The following is a 17607-nucleotide window of genomic DNA, read 5'->3' as shown; positions in this document are numbered from 1 at the left end:
TGCATTTCCCCGGCGGAAGGGCTTGTCGCCGACACAAACAGACATCATATTTGAGGGCACGCATGCTGGACTCCCGCCAGCGGCGCACGGCCGGACGGCCGTCACCGGACGGGAATTGAGCCAGAAAGGGGTAATTATGGCTGACCTTCGTAACTATCAGGCCCGCGCGACGCCCGGCGTACGTGCGGATGCGGCCATCGACGAGGGCCTGCGCGCCTATATGATTCGCGTCTACAACCTCATGGCGCTCGGCCTGGCCATCACGGGCCTGGCAGCGTTTGGGGCCTTCAATCTTGCGGTTGCCGACGGTCAGCTCACCGGTTTCGGCCAGCTGATCTATGCGAGCGCCTTCCGCTGGGTGGTGATCTTCGCACCGCTGGCGCTGGTGTTCTTCCTCAGCTTCCGCATCCAGAACATGAGCGTCGCCGCCGCGCAGACCACCTTCTGGGTCTATGCGGGCCTTGTAGGCCTCTCGCTGTCGACCATCTTCCTCGTCTATACGGGGCAGAGCATCGTCCGCACCTTCTTCATCACCGCCGCCTCCTTCGGCGCGCTGTCGCTGTGGGGCTATACGACCAAGCGCGACCTGTCGGGCATGGGCTCGTTCCTGTTCATGGGCCTGATCGGCATCATCATCGCCTCGATCGTGAACCTGTTCCTCGGCTCCACGGCCCTGCAGTTCGCCATTTCGGTGATCGGCGTGCTGGTGTTCGCCGGCCTGACCGCCTACGACACCCAGCAGATCAAGGAGATGTATTACGAGGGCGACGACAGCGCCGTGTCCGGCCGCAAGGCGATCATGGGCGCGCTGCGGCTCTATCTCGACTTCATCAACCTGTTCATGTTCCTGCTGCAGTTCCTCGGCAATCGCGAGTAACGTTGCGCAGAATCGTGCGGGAAAGGGCGGCCTTGCGGGCCGCCCTTTTTCGTTTCCACTTCGGCCCAAGGCCTCACCACACCGGCAACTGCATGACCTCGTTGACCATCCGTCCGGCAACCCCCGCCGACATACCCGCCATCACCCGCATCTACGCACATGCGGTTGCCAACGGCACCGCCAGCTATGAGCTCGAGCCGCCGGACGAAGCGGAGATGCTTCAGCGCATGCGGGCACTGATCGAGAAGGACTATCCCTATCTGCTGGCGGCGGCGGGCGAGGAGGTTCTCGGCTATGCCTATGCGGGGCCGTTCCGCCCCCGCCGCGCCTATCGCTTCATGGTCGAGGATTCGGTTTATGTGGCGCCGCAGGCCCAGGGCCGGGGTGTCGGGCGGGATCTCTTGAAAGCGCTGGTCGAAGCCTGCAGGGAGCGTGGCTTTCGCCAGATCGTCGCCGTCATCGGCGACGGCTCCCGCCACCGCGCCTCCGTCGGCCTGCATGAAGCGCTGGGCTTCCGCCATGCCGGGGTGCTCAAGGGCAGCGGCTTCAAGTTCGACGGCTGGCTGGACACGGTCTTCATGCAGATCGAACTGAACGGCGGAACGCAAAGCCCGCCCGATCCGGATTCGCTGCCGGAACGGCTCTTCCGCAAAAGCGCCCATTCCTAGAATGGGTGGTTCGACGAGCTCACCATGAGGGGCGATATTGGTTGCAAAACCGGTCGCAACGCCTTGGGGATCAGGCTCCCTGCCAAGCTCACCCTCCCTCATGGTGAGCTTGTCGAACTACGCACGGCCCAGGCTCAGCCCGTGACGAGACGCAGCGTCTTGTCGAAAACCGTCAGCACCCGGGGCAATTCGTGTCCGCGCTTCAGGATCGCTCCGGTTGCGGCGACGACGCTGTAGGCGCCCTGCTTGCGCGCCAGCTTGGGGTCCTTGACGATCTGGAAGAGCGGAATCTCGCTGGTTCGCCGGAACACGGAGAAGATCGCCCGGTCCTTCAGGTGATCGATCGCATAGTCGCGCCACTCGCCGGCCGCGACCATGCGGCCATAAAGGCGGAGGATCTGATCGAGCTCCCGCCGCTCGAAGGTGACGGGAAGGTCCGATCTCACCTTCCGCACTTCATGCAGCGGGATCAATATCCCGGAGTCGTCCCTATCCTCCCCCGCGCTGCCGTAATCTGTCATCGGTTGCACCTCATGACGATTTGGTGACGCAAAAGGTTCGCCCGGCAGTGCGCGAAATGCAAGTCCCATAAAGAGTATGTTTTAAAATCAAGTCGTTGAAGCCGGGCGCAAGCGGCTGGCCGCCGTGTGAATTGCAAGCCCTTATCGTTAGCCGACAGTAACAAATGGGCACGCTTTGTCTGAATTGGTGATGTCGTGACACATTCTTGCCACAATTTGTCCAAGCTCATGCCCCATTATCCCGCGACCATTCCTCCGTTGCCTGAGACGGTTCGGTCCGGACACCGATCCCGAAAACCCCAAGCCCCCCCGCCCTCGGGATGTTGGCCGGATCGAACCAACCTCGCTCAGCGAGAAAAAGGCAACGGTCCCAAAGGAAGTCATGCCGGTGCTGGTTCAGTCAGCGCCGGTTTTTTTTGGCTGATTGTCGGGGCGGAACGGTCGGTGCTTTACAGCACCGCGCTCTAAGGCTGCATCTTGGCCGCCCCGAGAATCGGGCCGGGCCGCCCCTTCTTGTCGACGACCTGCAGCAGCACCGCGCAGCCATTGCCTTCCTTGACCAGCTCGTTCTTCGGCAGCTCGTAGCTCTTGGCCGCGCCGTTCCACATGCCGACCGTATGGATCCGGTTGACGGCATTCCAATAGTCCAGGGTCCGCCCCCGATTTTCGCCGGACCGGATGGCGACGGTTTGCCGTGGCGCGAAATCGACCAGCAGAACATGGGCGTTGACGGCTCCGCCACCCTCCAGAGACCCTGCGTCGATGACGATGCTGTCGCCGGTGTCGCGGATCGAGAGGTCGACGGACAGGCCGTCGACGGTCTCTGCCATGCCGTTCATGGCGCTGAGCACGCTGTCGCGACGGGCCCCATTCATGTCCCGCCGGCCGTTGACGATCGCCTGAGGCGTGTAGACGGAAGCGTTCTCCAGGGACTTCGCATAGGCCCGCTGGCGCTCCGTGTTCTCGGCACTGCCCAAGGCGTCCTTCCAACCGAGATAGTCCCAATAGTCCACGTGATATGCCAGAGCGATCACATTGGCCTTTTGCGCCAGCTCGCTGAGGAGAGCGTCGGCGGGCGGGCACGAGCTGCACCCCTGGCTGGTGAACAACTCGACCACCCCCAGAGGGCGCCGTGCATCCTGCGCCTGGGCCATGCCGGTTGCGAGGCAGGCTGCCAGCACCATGGCCGCCGGCCAGAGCCGTCTGGCTTGAAACGTCATGCTTCCCGTCCTGAAACTGAAGACTTCCGTCTGTTTCGAAGCAGTATAGGGGGTCGGAAAGCTCAAGCAGAAGTCACGTTCCGGTGAGACCCGTCGCGACCGCCTCGCGGACCTCCAACACCAGAGCATTTTGCAGTCAGGTGGAATCACCTGACGACCGCATAAATGCGGAAAAACAAAGAGATGGAACGGGACAACGTTTCCATGAAACGATGAACCGGTCCAAGCAAGGGATGAGGAAAAGTGTGAAGCGGTTTTCCGCCCGCATCCCGCTCTAACTTTTTGAAAACGATCGCGATGATCTAAGGCCGCCGGATCTCTCCGGCGGCCTTGGCGATGCGGGTGTCGGCCGTGGTCAAGCGGCCAGATCGCGCAGCACGTACTGCAGGATGCCGCCGTTCTTGAAGTATTCCAGCTCGTCCAGCGTATCGATGCGGCAGAGCAGCGGAACCTCCTTCACCGAACCGTCGGCATAGGTGATCGTGGCATTGACGGTGGCACGCGGCTTGATGGTCTCGAGACCGTCGATCGTTACTGTCTCATCGCCCTTCAGGCCCAGTTCCTGCCAGCTCGTCTTCTCGGCGAAGACGAAGGGGATGACGCCCATCCCGACCAGATTCGAGCGGTGGATGCGCTCGTAGCTCTGAGCGATAACGGCGCGCACGCCGAGCAGGTTGGTGCCCTTGGCGGCCCAGTCGCGCGACGAGCCGTTGCCGTATTCAACGCCGGAGAAGATCACCAGCGGCACGCTTTCCTTGCGGTATTCCATGGCCGCATCGTAGATCGACATCTCCTCCTTGGAGGGATAGTGGATCGTGTAGCCGCCTTCGGTGCCGTTCTCGCCCAGCATGTGGTTGCGGATGCGGATGTTGGCGAAGGTGCCGCGCATCATCACCTCATGGTTGCCGCGGCGCGTGCCGTACTGGTTGAAGTCGGCGACGCCCACGCCATTGTCCATCAGGTACTTGCCGGCCGGCGAAGCCGCCTTGATGGAACCGGCCGGCGAGATGTGGTCGGTGGTGATCTTGTCCCCGAACAGGCCGAGGATGCGGGCGCCCTTGATGTCACTGACGCCGCCGGCGGTCTTCTTCATGCCGACGAAATAGGGCGGGTTCTGCACATAGGTCGACTTGTCGTCCCAGGCATAGGTCTCGCCTTCCGGCACCTGCACGGCCTGCCAGTTCTCGTCGCCCTTGAAGACCTCGGCGTATTTCTTCTCGAAGAGGTCGCGCGTGACGTTCTTCTGGATGAACTCCTGGATCTCCTGGTTGGAGGGCCAGATGTCCTTCAGATAGACGTCGTTGCCGTCCTTGTCCTGACCGATCGGCTCCTTCGTCAGGTCCTTGGTCACCGTGCCGGCGAGCGCGTAGGCGACCACCAGCGGCGGCGAGGCCAGGTAGTTGGCCTGGACGTCCGGCGAGATGCGGCCTTCGAAGTTGCGGTTGCCCGAGAGCACGCCGGCGGCGATGAGGCCCTTGTCGTTGATCGTCTTGGAGACCGGTCCCGGCAGCGGGCCCGAATTGCCGATGCAGGTCGTGCAGCCGAAGCCGACGAGGTTGAAGCCGATCTGGTCGAGCTCCTTCTGCAGGCCCGAATTGGCGAGATACTCGGCCACCACCTGGCTGCCCGGAGCGAGCGAGGTCTTGACCCAGGGCTTCTGCTTCAGGCCGAGGCGATTGGCGTTGCGGGCGAGCAGCCCGGCGCCGATCAGCACGCTCGGATTGGAGGTGTTGGTGCAGGAGGTGATGGCGGCAATGGCCACGTCGCCATGGCCGAGATCGTAGTCCTCGCCCTCCACCGTCCAGCGCTTCTCGAGGCTCGCCGGATCCTTCTTGTATTCCTTCTCCAGCGATTCGGCGAAGCCGGAGGCGATGTTCTCGAGCGGGATGCGGCCCTCGGGGCGCTTCGGGCCGGCCATCGAGGGCACGACGTCGCCGAGGTCGAGCTCCAGCGTGTCGGTGAACACCGGATGCTCGCTGCCCGTCTCGCGGAACATGCCCTGTGCCTTGCAGTAGGCCTCAACCAGCGCGATGCGTTCCTTCGAGCGGCCGGAGACGTTGAGGTAGTTGAGCGTTTCCGAATCGACTGGGAAGAAGCCGCAGGTGGCGCCGTATTCCGGACCCATGTTGCCGATCGTGGCGGCGTCGGCCAGCGTCAGGTGATCCAGCCCGTCGCCGAAGAACTCGACGAACTTGCCGACGACGCCCTTCTTGCGCAGCATCTGCACGACGGTGAGCACCAGGTCGGTCGCCGTCACGCCTTCCTTCATCCTGCCCGTCAGCTTGAAGCCGATGACTTCCGGCAGGAGCATGGAGACCGGCTGGCCGAGCATGGCGGCCTCGGCCTCGATGCCGCCCACGCCCCAGCCGAGCACGCCGAGACCGTTGATCATGGTGGTGTGCGAATCGGTGCCCACGCAGGTGTCGGGATAAGCGACCGTCACCCCGTCCTCATCCTTGGTCCAGACGGTCTGGCCGAGATATTCGAGGTTCACCTGATGGCAGATGCCGGTGCCGGGGGGCACGACGCGGAAATTCTTGAACGCCTTCTGACCCCATTTCAGGAACCGGTAGCGCTCGCCGTTGCGCTGGTACTCCAGCTCCACGTTGCGGGCGAAAGCCTTCGGCGTGCCAAACTCATCGACGATGACCGAATGGTCGATGACGAGGTCCACCGGAACGAGCGGGTTGATCTTCTGCGGGTCGCCGCCGAGCGACACCATGGCATCGCGCATGGCCGCCAGGTCGACCACGGCCGGCACGCCCGTGAAATCCTGCATCAGCACGCGGGCCGGGCGGTAGGCGATCTCGTGACCGGCTGTGCCCCTGTCGTCGAGCCAGGCCGCGACCGCTTCGATATCGGACTTGGTGACCGAGCGTCCGTCTTCGTTGCGCAGAAGATTCTCGAGAAGCACCTTCATCGAGAAGGGCAGACGCGAGATGCCGGCAAGACCGTTGTTCTCGGCCTCCTTGAGGTCGAAATACACATACTCGGCATCGCCCACCTTGAGGGTGCGGCGGCAATTGAAACTATCGAGAGATTTTGACACGAGCGATCCTATCCTGGTCTGTTCATCCGAAACGGGAACGGACTCCTCTAGGCATCACGCGCAAAAGGTGCGGGTACGGTCATTTCCGCTGTCCGCCCCCAAGCGTCCCGGGCCGTTAAAGGCGGCGCGCGCGCGGGTATCGGCACAAAGAATTACACGCCGACCGCTGGCGTGGTTGTCCGGCATATAGAGAATTTCGTAAAAGAGTTCCATACCGATATGAGGCAAAACCGCCGCATTGCAAAAATTCAGGAACATTCCCTTGCCGGACCAACAGCAAATTTTGCGGCTTGCCGCCGAGGATCTGGGCGGCGAGCGCGGCGGCGAACCCGTGTTCTCCGGTCTGTCCTTCACGCTGGCGGGCGGTGAGGCGCTGACGGTGACCGGCCCGAACGGCGCCGGCAAGTCGACCCTCCTGCGCGTGCTGTGCGGCCTTCTGCCGCTGGCGAGCGGCCGCGTGCACCTCACGGGGGGCGGCGAGGAGTGGCCGGACGTGGCCGCCGCCTGCCACTATCTCGGCCATCGCAATGCCATGAAGGCGGCCCTCAGCGTCGTGGAGAACCTGGTCTTTTGGCAGGATTTTCTGGGCGGGGCCCATCTGTCGCCGCGGGAGGCGCTGGAGATGGTGGGCCTTGAGCCGATCGGCCACCTGCCGTTCGGCTATCTCTCCACCGGCCAGCGCCGCCGCGCCGCCATAGCGCGCCTGCTCGTCAGCTACCGTCCGGTCTGGCTGCTCGACGAGCCCACCTCCGGCCTCGACAAGGCGTCCGAATCGCAATTTGCCGAGCTGATGGGCGTGCATCTGGAAGATGGCGGGATCATCGTCGCCGCCACGCACCTGCCGCTGGGGCTCGAGCGGGCGAGGGAACTGCGAATGGGGGACGGAGCGCCGGCATGATCGAGGTTTCCGCGCGTCACACCCCCCTCTGCCCTCCTGAGCTTGTCGAACGGGGCGGGCATCTCCCCCACAAGGGGGGAGATCGGCTGTCGTCTGCGCTTCGCTTCTTCTGCAGCATAAGAGATTCGCGAAACCCTTGCGGCCGTCCGATCTCCCCCCTTGAGGCAGGGCAATGGCCTATGATTTTTCTTGCAGGCTCCGCCTGCGACCCCCACCCTCGATCCCTCCCCTCAAGGGGGAGGGAAGAAAGGCTGGGCGCTCGATCATCCCCCTCCCCCTTGAGGGGAGGGGTAAGGGGTGGGGGTACCGCGCCGCCATATGCGCTTGTCCCGCCCCTTGAGGGGGAGATGGCCGCCCCGTTCGACAAGCTCAGGAGGCCAGAGGAGGGTGCGCAGGGGCGCACATTCCGGCACGAAAGACGGACGGCAGGCCCATGCTAGCGCTCTTCCTTCGCGAAACCCGGCTGGGCGTGCGTGCCGGCAGCGGGGCGTTGACCGGGGTCCTGTTCTTCCTCGCCGTCGTCGCCGTCATCCCGTTCGGCGTCGGCCCGGACCTCAACCTGTTGTCCCGCATTGGCCCGGCCATTCTGTGGATCGGCGCCCTCCTGGCGAGCCTGCTCGGGCTCGAGCGCCTGTTTCAGGCCGATCGCGAAGACGGGTCGCTCGATCTGCTGCTCATCGCCGACGGCCGGCACATGACGGCGCTCACCGTCTTCGTCAAATGCCTGGCGCACTGGGCGGTCAACGTGCTGCCGCTGGTGGTGGTCACGCCGCTCCTCGGCCTGTTCATGAATGTGGAGCCGCTCGGCATCGCCGCGGCGACGGCGACGCTCGCGGTGGGAACCCCGGCGATCACCTTCATCGGCGCGGTGGGCGCGGCGCTGGCGGTGGCCCTGCCGCGCGGCGGGCTGCTCGTGTCGGTTCTGGTCCTGCCGCTCACGATCCCGGTGCTGATCTTCGGGGTGGCGGCGGCCCGCGGCGCCGTGGCGGATCCGGACCCTTTCCTGCCGCCCTTCCTCATTCTTGCCGCGCTGATGCTTTTCTTTGCGGTGATCGGGCCGCTGGCCGCTGCCCTCGCCCTGCGCTGGAGCGGCGACTGATGTGCGGCAATCGCGTAGATTGCGGAACAGAACGGGCAACGCTATGGGTGCAGGCATGACAGACGCCAACCCGCAAGCCACAACGCTTTCCGGCCGCCTCACGGCGCTGGCCAACCCGACGCGATTCCTCGCGCTGGCGGACCGGCTCGTGCCCTGGCTGGGCGGGATCGCGCTGGTGGTGCTGGCGGTCGGCCTCTATCTGGCCTTCGCCGCGCCCGAGGATTACCAGCAGGGCAGCACGGTGCGGATCATGTATATCCACGTGCCCTTCGCCTGGCTTTCCATGTTCTGCTATTCGCTGATGGCCGCCTCGGCGCTCGGCACGCTGGTGTGGAAGCACCCGCTGGCCGACGTCGCGCTCAAATCAGCAGCTCCCATCGGTGCGGCGTTCACCGCCCTGGCGCTTCTCACCGGCTCCATCTGGGGCAAGCCCATGTGGGGCACATGGTGGGTCTGGGATGCGCGGCTCACCTCGGTTTTCGTGTTGTTCCTGATGTATCTCGGCATCATTGCGCTGACGCGTGCCATGGACGACCCCGGCCGCTCGGCGCGGGCTGCGGCAATCCTGACTCTCGTCGGCTTCATCAACATTCCGATCATCAAGTTTTCCGTCGACTGGTGGAACACGCTGCACCAGCCCGCCTCGGTCTTCCGGCTCGACGGACCGACGATCCACGCTTCGCTGTTATGGCCGCTGCTGATCTGCGCGCTGGGCTTCACGCTTCTCTTCCTGACGCTGCACCTGATGGCGATGCGCGCCGAAATCTGGCGCCGCCGCGTGATCGCCATGCAGCGCCTGTCGGCGCGCAAGGCGGAAAGGGCGGCACGATGACGCACGCCGCCTATGTGTTTGCCGCCTATGGCGTTTCAGCCCTGGTCATCGCCGCTCTCGGCATTTGGATCCTTGTGGACCAGGCGGCCCGAAGGCGCGAACTGAAGGAGCTGGAAGAACAGGGCATCCGCCGCCGCTCGGAGCGGAAGGACCGGCAGCGATGAGCGTTTCCGGGCAAAGGCCCCGGCAGGCACGGCGCCTCCTGTTTCTCTTGCCGCTTGCGGCCTTTCTGGCGCTGGCCGCCATTTTCCTGATGCAGCTTTATTCCGGGCGCGACACGGCCCTCGTACCCTCCGCGTTGATCGGCAAGGCGGCGCCGCCGACCGACCTTCCGCCGCTCGAGGGCATGGATCTGCCGGGGCTCTCCTCGGGGGATTTTTCCGGCAAGGTGACGCTCGTCAATGTCTGGGGCTCGTGGTGTGTGCCCTGCCGGCAGGAACATCCCCTTCTGATGCAGCTCGCTCAGGACGAGCGCTTCGTTCTGGCCGGTCTCAACTACAAGGACAAGCCGGAGAACGCCCGCCGCTTCCTCGGTGACCTGGGCAATCCGTTCGATGCCATCGGCGTCGACCGGAGCGGCCGCGCCGCCATCGATTGGGGCGTCTACGGGGTTCCGGAGACCTTCCTCGTCGGGCCCGACGGCACGATCCGCTACAAGCATGTGGGTCCCTTCACCCCCGAGAGCGTGCGTGACGAGCTGATGCCCCAACTGGAGAAGGCGCTGTCGGAAATGCCGTCCCGCTGAGCCAGCCCGACGGGACCATGGCTCAGCCGAAGCGCCGCGGTGCCGCAACACGATTTTGCTGCAGGTGCTAAAAAGACGTCCACGGAATGGAGGACGTCATGGGCAGCGACGACATAAGCCGGCATTTCGAAAAGCAGGCGCGGGCCTGCGACCGGATGGGCTCTCCCTTTACCGCTCAGCTATGCCGCCTGCTGCCGGACCTGCTGGACACGGCGACGGCCACGGGAAGACGCGTCCGGGAATGGCCCGGCAACCCGTCCGAAGACGCCCTGGCGCTGAGGCTGTGCGGCGGACTGCACGCCTTGGTTCTCTCGGGCGAGGATCCTCGGCTGGCGGCAGCCTATCCGCCTCATCTCGTTTCCCGGGAGGCGCTGCGGGAGGCGCTGGGCGGTGCCATCGCCGTTCATGACGAGCAGCTTTGCCGCACGCTCGACAGCGCACCGCAGACCAACGAGATCGCCCGTTCCGGAATGCTGCTTCCCGGCTTCCTCGCCATTGCGCGGGAGGCCGGCCTGCCTCTCGATCTGCATGAGATCGGCTCGAGTGCCGGCCTCAATCTGCTGTTCGATCGGTTCCACTATCTCTACGCAGATACCGAATGGGGCGACCAGGCTTCACCGGTTCGCCTGGCTCCGCAGATTCGCGGCCGCGTTCCGGCGCTCGGAGGGGCTCTCGACATCGTCGGGCGCAAGGGAAGCGACATCGCCCCCATCGAGATTGCCCGGCCGGAGGAACGGCTGCGACTGGCCTCCTACATCTGGGCCGACCAGACGGAGCGACTGCAGCGGCTGACGGCTGCGATAGGTCTGGCGGCGAGCGAGCCGTTTGCCATCGACCGGGTGGATGCCGCCGACTTCGTCGGCACCGCGCTCGCCGGGCGACGGCCGGACGCGATGTTCGTGCTGTTCCATTCGATCATGTGGCAATATCTGCCCCAGGTGACACGCGGCCGCATCGAACAGGCCCTGGCCGATGCCGGCCGGGACGGCGGAGCGCCGATCGCCTGGCTGCGGATGGAGCCCGTAACCGCGCAGGACCCCTACGCCACGCTGCGCCTGACCCTATGGCCCGGCGGCATCACGCGCGATCTCGCCCGCTGCGATTTCCACGGCCGCTGGATCGAGTGGATCGCAGGATGAGGAGGAAGGAAGGCGCCGTTGCGGCCCGGCCTTCAAAGCGCCTATCGTGCGGAGAATGCCAGGCGCAGGCCAAGCGCGGCGAACGCCGCCGCAAAGGAGCGGCGAAGCCATTTCATGATGACCGGGCTGGAAAGCACCCTGCCGCGCACCAGCGCCGCCGCCTGGCCGTAGAAGACGAAGATCACGAAGGTCATCACCATGAAGACGAAACCGAGCCAAGCCATGGCCACGGCCGGCGCGGCCGTATCGGCCGGGATGAATTGCGGCAGGAAGGCGAGGAAGAAGATCGACAGCTTCGGATTGAGGATGTTGATCAGGAAGCCGCGGCGGATGATCTTCCAGTGCGATGCCGGAGCACGATCCGGCTGCGCATCGAGTATACCCTTTTCGCTGAGCGCACCCCAGGCCATCCAAAGCAGATAGAGAACGCCGGCGAACTTCACCACCTGGAACAGCATGGCGCTGGCGTGAAGCAGGGCCGCCAGCCCGAGGATCGCAGCGGCGATGTGCGGCAGGATTCCAAGCGTGCACCCGAAGGCTGCCGAGACCGACGCCGCGCCTCCGCGCCCCAGCGCAATCGCCAGCGTGTAGATCACCCCCGTGCCGGGGATGAGCACCACGATCAGTGCCGTGAGAAGAAATGCCGGATCCATGGTCCGCCTCCATCGAAGCATCTGCGACCGGACGGGCCCCGCCGCAAGCGCTGTAGAAAACCGAGCATTATCGGCACGTTCCAAAGGAAACGGCCCGCTCGATGAAAGCGGCAGTGTGCACTGCCTCATGAGCCTGTCAAGCGGCGCCGCGGGGAGGTTCGGAGCTTGGAACTTAGGTCAACACGAGATCACTCACCCCCACTCCGTCGTCCTGCGGCAGGTCATGGAGCCGCCTTTACGCCGGCCCGGGCGGATTGGGGCGCATCGCGGTGGCCAGTGTCGGTTCCGGCAATCGACGCCAGATCAGCCATGAGACGATGGCGGTGGCGCCGAGCGCGGGAATGACGATCATCATGCCGAGAACGGGATCGCCGATGAGCGCCGTGAAGGAACCGCCGACCAGTCCGGCCCCCATCTGCAGGAAGCCCATCATGGAGGATGCGGAACCGGCCATGCGCGGAAAGGGCGCCAGCGATGCCGTCATCATCGCCGGCATGACGAAGGCGATGCCGAAGGCATAGAGGCCGACAGGCGCCATGACGCTCATGAAGCTGGGCGGGACGAGGCCGAGCGACAGGGCGACCGCAAGGCTGCCGACGCCGATGAAGACGAGCCCGACCGGAACCAGCATGCTGGCGCCGACGCGCGGCATGAGGAACCGCACCGCCACGGAGCCCATGAAATACATGCCGCTCTGGGCCAGCATGCCGATGCCGAACTGCGCCGGCGACAGGCCTGCACGACCCATCAGGATGAAAGGCAGGACGGTCGCCAGCGAATAGAGCGCCCCCGCCGAGCCGGCGACGACCAGGCTGGACAGCATGAAATAGCCGCTGCGCGTCAAGGTGGCATAGGACTTCAGCAACGCCCCCGGCCGGATGCGCGAGAGGTCCCGCTCCACCGTTTCGCGCATGCAGAAATGAACGATGAGCACGATGCCGATCCCCGCCGCCAGCATCAGCGCGAAGATGGCGTGCCAGCCGGCCAGTTCCATGGTCAGGCCGCCGAGCGTCGGTGCGACGGCCGGTCCGATCGCCAGGATCATGCCGATCAGGTTCATGATTCGCGCCGACCGCTCATGGGTGAACAGGTCGCGCACGATGGCGCGCGAGACGGCAACGCCCACCGCCGCGCCGACGCCTTGCAGGAAGCGAGCCAGGATCAGCGTCTCGATGTTCGGCGAGATGAGCGCGACGAGGCTCGCCAGCACATAGATGCCGATGAAGAAGTAGGTGACGGGCTTGCGCCCGAACCCGTCGGACATCGGCCCGCAGATGAGCTGGGCGAAGGCGAACCCGGCGAAATAGAGCGACAGCGTCATCTTCACCGCCGCCTCGGTGGTGCCGAAGGCGCGGACGATTTCCGGCATGGCCGGCGTGAACAGGGCCAGGGAGAAGGGCCCGAGAGCCACCAGCATCGCACCGATCAGGCTGGTGCGACGCTCGCTCATGAGCGGTGGCTCGCCCGACGCCTCCAGGAGGTCCGGCCGGGCGTTCATACCAGCGCTTTCTGCCCGGCGGCATCGTCGTCCGGCTTGCTCAGGTTGTCGCGCACGGCCTTCAACTGCGCAAGGAACTGCTCCCACTCCGTTATCGAGGCGGAGCCGGCGGCTTTGCGGCGCACCCGGGCAGCGACATCGGCGACCGCCGCCAGCACATCCTCGGCGGCATCCGTCAGCTCGACCAGCTTGGCGCGGCGGTCGCTGGGATCGTTCACCCGCCTGACGAGGCCGCGCGCCTCGAGCCGGTCGATATAGCCGCTCAGCGTCATCGCCTCGACGCCCATGCGCTCGGCCAGCACATTCTGCCGGACGCTGCCCGCCCGCGCAGCATGGGACAGGGTCCGCGCTTCGCCGGCCGTCACGCCGAGACCCGCTTGGGCGATGGCGCGATCCATCTCTCCCCGGATCAGACGGTAGAGATCGGTGACGAGGAAGCCGAAGGATTCGGGATTGACGTGATGCGGCATGAGGCACGACCATGTAATAAGGCATACTTATTATAAGCCATACGTAGAGTTCCCGCCCTGCGGCGTCAAGATTCCGCCATTGCGCAACCTCGCCGCGACGCCTACATCGCTGACGACACCCTTCGATCCCCAGTCCCGGAACCCTCATGCAAAAGCCAGTCGCTCCCGTCGATCTCGAGACCCATCCCCTTGTGAACTGGAACGGCGCTCTCGGTCTGCCTGATTTCGCAGCGTTCGATGATGTCGCCTTTGCGCCGGTCTTCGATGCGGCGCTTGCCGCGCACGCGGCCGAGATCGCCGAGATCGCCGGCAACCCCGAGCCGCCAACCATCGAGAACACGCTGGCGGCGCTGGAGCTTGCCGGCGACGCGCTGTCCAAGGTCTCGGCGATCTTCTGGACGCGTGCGGGAGCGCACACGAACGAGGCGATCCAGTCCCTAGAGCGCGAGATTTCGCCGCGCATGGCACGCCACGTCTCGGCGATCTTCATGAACGACGCCCTGTTCGCGCGCATAGATGCGCTCTACGAAGCCCGGCAGACGCTGGGCCTCGACGCCGAAACCGACCGCGTCCTCGAAAAGACCTGGAAACGCTTTGTGCGAGGCGGTGCGAGACTGGGCGCGGCCGACAAGGCGCGGCTGGCGAAGATCAACGAAGAGCTCGCCGGCCTCGGCGCGAAATTCGGTCAGAACGTGCTCGCCGACGAAAGCGGCTGGGCGCACTTTCTGGACGAGGGCGATCTTGCCGGGCTTTCCGACTCGCTGAAGAGCGCCATGGCGGAAGCGGCCGCCTCGCGCGGCGAAGCCGGTCGCTACGCCGCCACCCTGTCGCGGTCAATCGTCGAGCCGTTCCTCGCATCGTCCGAGCGGCGCGATCTGCGCGAGAAGGTGTTCGAGGCCTTCACGAGGCGCGGAGAGAACGGCGGCGACACCGACAATGCGGGGATCGTTTGCGAGACGCTGAAGCTGCGCGCCGAGAAGGCCCGCCTCCTCGGCTACGAGACATATGCGGCGCTGAAGCTGGACGACACCATGGCCAAGACGCCCGAAGCGGTGCAGGAGCTGTTGCAGCCGGTATGGCAGAAGGCGCGCGAGAAGGCGGCAGAAGACCAGAAGGATCTCGCCCGCATCGCCGCCGGCGAGGGGCACAACCACGCCATCGCCCCCTGGGATTGGCGCTTCTACGCCGAGAAGCGGCGCACGGAGCGCTTCGCCTTCGACGAAAGCGCGCTGAAGCCCTATCTGGCGCTCGAAAACGTCATTGCCGCCGCCTTCGATGTGGCGAACCGCCTGTTCGGCCTCACATTCGAGGAGCAGGAAGGCGTCGTCGCCTGGCACGAGGACGTGCGCAGCTTCATCGTGCGCAATGCCGGCGGCTCGGCGCGTGGCGTCTTCCTCGCCGACTATTTCAACCGCCCCTCGAAGCGCTCCGGTGCCTGGATGAGCGCCCTGCAATCCGGCTATCGGCTGGGCACGGGCAAGGCGCCGGTCATCTACAATGTGATGAACTTCGCCAAACCGCCCAAGGGACGTCCGGCGCTGCTTTCGATGGACGAGGCGCGCACGCTGTTCCACGAGTTCGGCCACGCCCTGCACGGGCTCCTCAGCGATGTCACCTGGCCGTCGATCGCCGGCACCTCGGTGGCGCGCGATTTCGTGGAACTGCCCTCGCAGCTCTACGAGCACTGGTTCACCGTCCCGCAGGTGCTGCAGAAATTCGCCCTCCACCACGAGACCGGCGCGCCGATGCCCGAGGAGCTTCTGGAGAAGATGATCGCCGCGCGGACCTTCGACGCCGGCTTCGCCACCGTCGAGTTCACGGCCTCGGCGCTTGTCGACATGGCCTTTCACAGCACCGCGGACGCGCCGGCGGATCCGCTCGCCTTCGAGGCCGCGACGCTGCAGCAGCTCGACATGCCCGACGCCATCGTCATGCGCCACCGGACGCCGCACTTCCTGCACGTCTTCGCCGGCGACGGATACTCGGCCGGCTATTATTCCTACATGTGGTCGGAAGTGCTCGACGCCGACGCCTTCCGCGCCTTCGAGGAGGCTGGCGACCCGTTCGACGAAGAGACCGCCGAGAAACTGCGGCGGCACATCTATTCGGCCGGCGGATCGGCGGATCCGGAAGAGCTCTACAAGGCCTTCCGCGGCCGCCTGCCGACCCCCGAGGCGATGATGGAGAAGAAGGGGCTCGCCTGAGGGGCCTGCCCCAGGCGAACCGGCTGTCACGCAATCTTCAAGCTCCTGTCATGGAGCCGATAAGCGGCTGCAACATTCAGCGACGAGATTGCCTCCCACGAATCAATCAGTTCGAGGGAGACTGTCATGAAGTCCTTTGCAGTGAGTACCCGCCGCAAGTTCCTTGTCGGCACCGGCGCGACGGCGCTGGCCACCACGCTCGGCGGCCTTGCCCTGCCGGCCATTTCGCGCGCCGCTGCCCGCCCGGTCTTCACGCACGGCGTGCAATCGGGTGACGTCGATGCGACGAGCGCCATGATCTGGACGCGCACCGACCGTCCGGCCCGCATCCAGTTCGAGGTGTCGACCACCGAGAGCTTTGCCGGTCCCTTGCGCCTGTCGGCGCTGGACGCCCTGCCCGAGACGGATTTCACGGTGAAGCGCCTGCTCGAGGACCTCACCCCCGATCAGGAATTCTTCTACCGCATGACGGCGGTCGATCTCGACGACGTCTCGGCCTCCTCGGAGCCGATCGTCGGCCGCTTCCGCACCGCACCTTCCGCCCGCCGCAACATCCGCTTCAGCTGGTCGGGCGACACCGCCGGCCAGGGCTGGGGCATCGACGAAGTCGGCATGAAGACCTATGCGACGATGGCCGGTCACCAGCCCGACTTCTTCCTGCATTCGGGCGACACCATCTATGCCGACGGCGCGATCCAGCAAGAGGTCGAGCTGAAGGACGGCACCAAGTGGATCAACAAGGTGACGACCGAGGAGAAGAGCAAGGTCGCCGAAACGCTGCATGAGTTCCGGGGCCAGTGGAAATACAACATGATGGACGAGCATGTGCGTGCGCTGAACGCCGTCTGCCCGACCTTCTTCCAGTGGGACGACCACGAGGTCGTCAACAACTGGTCGTCTTCCAAGGATCTGACGGCCGACGACCGCTACAAGGTCAAGTCGGTGCCGCTGCTGCAGGCGCGCGCGGCGCGCGCGTTCCACGAGATGACGCCGATCCGCTACACGCCGGCCGAACCCGGCCGGGTGCATCGCAAGATCGCCTATGGGCCGCTGCTCGACGTCTTCTTCCTCGACATGCGCTCCTATCGCGGCCCGAACACGACCTCGATGGAAGAAAGCCTCACCCCCCAGTCGCGCATCCTCGGCGAGCAGCAGGTGCAGTGGCTGAAGCGCGAATTGGCCAATTCCCGCGCCACGTGGAAGGTGATCGCCGCCGACATGCCGATCGGCCTGGTGGTGCGCGACGACGACAACATCGAGGCCGTCGCCAATGGCGACGACGGCCCGGCCAGGGGCCGCGAGCTGGAGATCGCCGACCTCTTGCGCTTCATCAAGAACGCCGGCATCGACAACACGGTGTGGCTGACCGCCGACGTGCACTACACGGCGGCGCATTACTACAACCCGGACAAGGCTCAGTTCCAGGATTTCAACCCGTTCTGGGAGTTCGTCTCCGGCCCGCTGCACGCCGGCACCTTCGGCCCGAACGATCTCGACCAGACCTTCGGCCCGGAGCTGAAATACGTCAAGGCGCCGAGCGCCGAGCAGGGCGCCAACCTGCCGCCCTCCGCCGGCTTCCAGTTCTTCGGCCTTGTCGACATCGATGCCGTCACCGAGCAGATGACCGTTCGCCTGATGGACCGCGACGACAACGAGCTCTACAAGACGACGCTCGATCCCATCCGCTCGGCCTGAGCTGGCGGGCCGATCATGCGCCGGGGCGAACGGCCCCGG

General features: G+C 65.2%; 17 protein-coding genes. 10 read left to right on the top strand and 7 right to left on the bottom strand.

Features of this window, described 5'->3' with window-relative positions:
- The first annotated feature begins 136 nt into the window (after positions 1-136).
- Together NUU27_RS12230 and NUU27_RS12225 are read left to right on the top strand one after the other, a co-directional pair.
- The gene (locus NUU27_RS12230) at positions 137-877 is read left to right on the top strand and encodes a Bax inhibitor-1/YccA family protein (protein WP_257762389.1); all 741 of its coding nucleotides are present in this window, start codon (positions 137-139) and stop codon (positions 875-877) included.
- Between the two features lie 92 nt (positions 878-969).
- Entirely contained in the window at positions 970-1545 is a 576-nt protein-coding gene (locus NUU27_RS12225) for a GNAT family N-acetyltransferase (RefSeq protein ID WP_257762388.1), read from the top strand.
- A 134-nt stretch (positions 1546-1679) separates the two neighbouring features.
- On the opposite strand, the gene NUU27_RS12220 is transcribed toward NUU27_RS12225, so the two are convergent.
- The 4 genes from NUU27_RS12220 to NUU27_RS12205 all read right to left on the bottom strand — a co-directional run bounded on the left by NUU27_RS12220 (position 1680) and on the right by NUU27_RS12205 (position 6593).
- The gene (locus NUU27_RS12220; RefSeq protein ID WP_257762387.1) at positions 1680-2066 is read right to left on the bottom strand and encodes a DUF2794 domain-containing protein; all 387 of its coding nucleotides are present in this window, start codon (positions 2064-2066) and stop codon (positions 1680-1682) included.
- A 464-nt stretch (positions 2067-2530) separates the two neighbouring features.
- A complete protein-coding gene (locus NUU27_RS12215) occupies positions 2531-3286 on the bottom strand; it encodes a thioredoxin family protein (RefSeq protein WP_257762386.1) in 756 nt (251 codons plus the stop codon).
- Positions 3287-3641: 355 nt separating this feature from the next.
- Positions 3642-6335, bottom strand: coding sequence for an aconitate hydratase AcnA (gene acnA / locus NUU27_RS12210; RefSeq protein WP_257762385.1), 2694 nt, complete (start codon positions 6333-6335; stop codon positions 3642-3644).
- Between the two features lie 54 nt (positions 6336-6389).
- On the bottom strand, positions 6390-6593 hold the full coding sequence (locus tag NUU27_RS12205) for a hypothetical protein (protein WP_257762384.1): 204 nt from the start codon (positions 6591-6593) through the stop codon (positions 6390-6392).
- A gap of 25 nt (positions 6594-6618) precedes the next feature.
- Between NUU27_RS12205 and ccmA the strand changes: the two genes are divergently transcribed.
- The 6 genes from ccmA (at position 6619) to NUU27_RS12175 (ending at position 11048) form a co-directional block, all read left to right on the top strand.
- Positions 6619-7233 carry a heme ABC exporter ATP-binding protein CcmA gene (ccmA, locus tag NUU27_RS12200; RefSeq protein WP_257762415.1) on the top strand — a complete coding sequence of 205 codons (615 nt, stop codon included), beginning with the start codon at positions 6619-6621 and terminating at the stop codon, positions 7231-7233.
- A 433-nt stretch (positions 7234-7666) separates the two neighbouring features.
- The gene (ccmB, locus tag NUU27_RS12195; RefSeq protein WP_257762383.1) at positions 7667-8332 is read left to right on the top strand and encodes a heme exporter protein CcmB; all 666 of its coding nucleotides are present in this window, start codon (positions 7667-7669) and stop codon (positions 8330-8332) included.
- A gap of 43 nt (positions 8333-8375) precedes the next feature.
- Positions 8376-9164: a heme ABC transporter permease gene (locus tag NUU27_RS12190; RefSeq protein WP_374566639.1), complete on the top strand. Its 789-nt coding sequence runs from the start codon at positions 8376-8378 to the stop codon at positions 9162-9164.
- A complete protein-coding gene (ccmD, locus tag NUU27_RS12185; protein ID WP_257762381.1) occupies positions 9161-9328 on the top strand; it encodes a heme exporter protein CcmD in 168 nt (55 codons plus the stop codon). The genes NUU27_RS12190 and ccmD overlap by 4 nt, the downstream gene beginning before the upstream one ends.
- Positions 9325-9909, top strand: coding sequence for a DsbE family thiol:disulfide interchange protein (locus NUU27_RS12180; protein ID WP_257762380.1), 585 nt, complete (start codon positions 9325-9327; stop codon positions 9907-9909). The genes ccmD and NUU27_RS12180 overlap by 4 nt, the downstream gene beginning before the upstream one ends.
- Before the next feature lie 98 nt (positions 9910-10007).
- Complete coding sequence (locus NUU27_RS12175; RefSeq protein WP_257762379.1) at positions 10008-11048, top strand: DUF2332 domain-containing protein; 1041 nt, start codon at positions 10008-10010, stop codon at positions 11046-11048.
- Between the two features lie 41 nt (positions 11049-11089).
- Here NUU27_RS12175 and NUU27_RS12170 read toward each other — a convergent pair whose 3' ends face one another.
- From NUU27_RS12170 to NUU27_RS12160, 3 genes are all read right to left on the bottom strand, one after another.
- Entirely contained in the window at positions 11090-11701 is a 612-nt protein-coding gene (locus NUU27_RS12170; protein WP_257762378.1) for a LysE family translocator, read from the bottom strand.
- Between the two features lie 235 nt (positions 11702-11936).
- Positions 11937-13199 (bottom strand): multidrug effflux MFS transporter, encoded by a 1263-nt coding sequence (locus NUU27_RS12165; RefSeq protein WP_257762377.1) that lies wholly within the window; start codon positions 13197-13199, stop codon positions 11937-11939.
- Positions 13196-13669, bottom strand: a complete 474-nt coding sequence (locus NUU27_RS12160; RefSeq protein ID WP_257762376.1) for a MarR family winged helix-turn-helix transcriptional regulator — start codon at positions 13667-13669, stop codon at positions 13196-13198. The genes NUU27_RS12165 and NUU27_RS12160 overlap by 4 nt, the downstream gene beginning before the upstream one ends.
- 146 nt (positions 13670-13815) lie before the next feature.
- Here NUU27_RS12160 and NUU27_RS12155 point away from each other — a divergent pair, with 146 nt between their 5' ends.
- Positions 13816-15873, top strand: a complete 2058-nt coding sequence (locus tag NUU27_RS12155; RefSeq protein ID WP_257762375.1) for a M3 family metallopeptidase — start codon at positions 13816-13818, stop codon at positions 15871-15873.
- Positions 15874-15999: 126 nt separating this feature from the next.
- Positions 16000-17568 carry an alkaline phosphatase gene (locus NUU27_RS12150; protein WP_257762374.1) on the top strand — a complete coding sequence of 523 codons (1569 nt, stop codon included), beginning with the start codon at positions 16000-16002 and terminating at the stop codon, positions 17566-17568.
- Positions 17569-17607: the final 39 nt, after the last annotated feature.

It is taken from the genome of Nitratireductor sp. ZSWI3, from assembly GCF_024655565.1.
Classification (GTDB): Bacteria; Pseudomonadota; Alphaproteobacteria; order Rhizobiales; family Rhizobiaceae; genus Nitratireductor.
This window is presented reverse-complemented; position numbering and strand designations above follow the sequence as displayed.

Coding starts and splice junctions, on each gene's coding strand:
- NUU27_RS12230 (WP_257762389.1), top strand. CDS start 137: ATGGCTGACCTTCGTAACTATCAGGCCCGCGCGACGCCCGGCGTACGT.
- NUU27_RS12225 (WP_257762388.1), top strand. CDS start 970: ATGACCTCGTTGACCATCCGTCCGGCAACCCCCGCCGACATACCCGCC.
- NUU27_RS12220 (WP_257762387.1), bottom strand. CDS start 2,066: ATGACAGATTACGGCAGCGCGGGGGAGGATAGGGACGACTCCGGGATA.
- NUU27_RS12215 (WP_257762386.1), bottom strand. CDS start 3,286: ATGACGTTTCAAGCCAGACGGCTCTGGCCGGCGGCCATGGTGCTGGCA.
- NUU27_RS12205 (WP_257762384.1), bottom strand. CDS start 6,593: ATGTTCCTGAATTTTTGCAATGCGGCGGTTTTGCCTCATATCGGTATG.
- ccmB (WP_257762383.1), top strand. CDS start 7,667: ATGCTAGCGCTCTTCCTTCGCGAAACCCGGCTGGGCGTGCGTGCCGGC.
- NUU27_RS12190 (WP_374566639.1), top strand. CDS start 8,376: ATGGGTGCAGGCATGACAGACGCCAACCCGCAAGCCACAACGCTTTCC.
- ccmD (WP_257762381.1), top strand. CDS start 9,161: ATGACGCACGCCGCCTATGTGTTTGCCGCCTATGGCGTTTCAGCCCTG.
- NUU27_RS12180 (WP_257762380.1), top strand. CDS start 9,325: ATGAGCGTTTCCGGGCAAAGGCCCCGGCAGGCACGGCGCCTCCTGTTT.
- NUU27_RS12175 (WP_257762379.1), top strand. CDS start 10,008: ATGGGCAGCGACGACATAAGCCGGCATTTCGAAAAGCAGGCGCGGGCC.
- NUU27_RS12170 (WP_257762378.1), bottom strand. CDS start 11,701: ATGGATCCGGCATTTCTTCTCACGGCACTGATCGTGGTGCTCATCCCC.
- NUU27_RS12165 (WP_257762377.1), bottom strand. CDS start 13,199: ATGAACGCCCGGCCGGACCTCCTGGAGGCGTCGGGCGAGCCACCGCTC.
- NUU27_RS12160 (WP_257762376.1), bottom strand. CDS start 13,669: ATGCCGCATCACGTCAATCCCGAATCCTTCGGCTTCCTCGTCACCGAT.
- NUU27_RS12155 (WP_257762375.1), top strand. CDS start 13,816: ATGCAAAAGCCAGTCGCTCCCGTCGATCTCGAGACCCATCCCCTTGTG.
- NUU27_RS12150 (WP_257762374.1), top strand. CDS start 16,000: ATGAAGTCCTTTGCAGTGAGTACCCGCCGCAAGTTCCTTGTCGGCACC.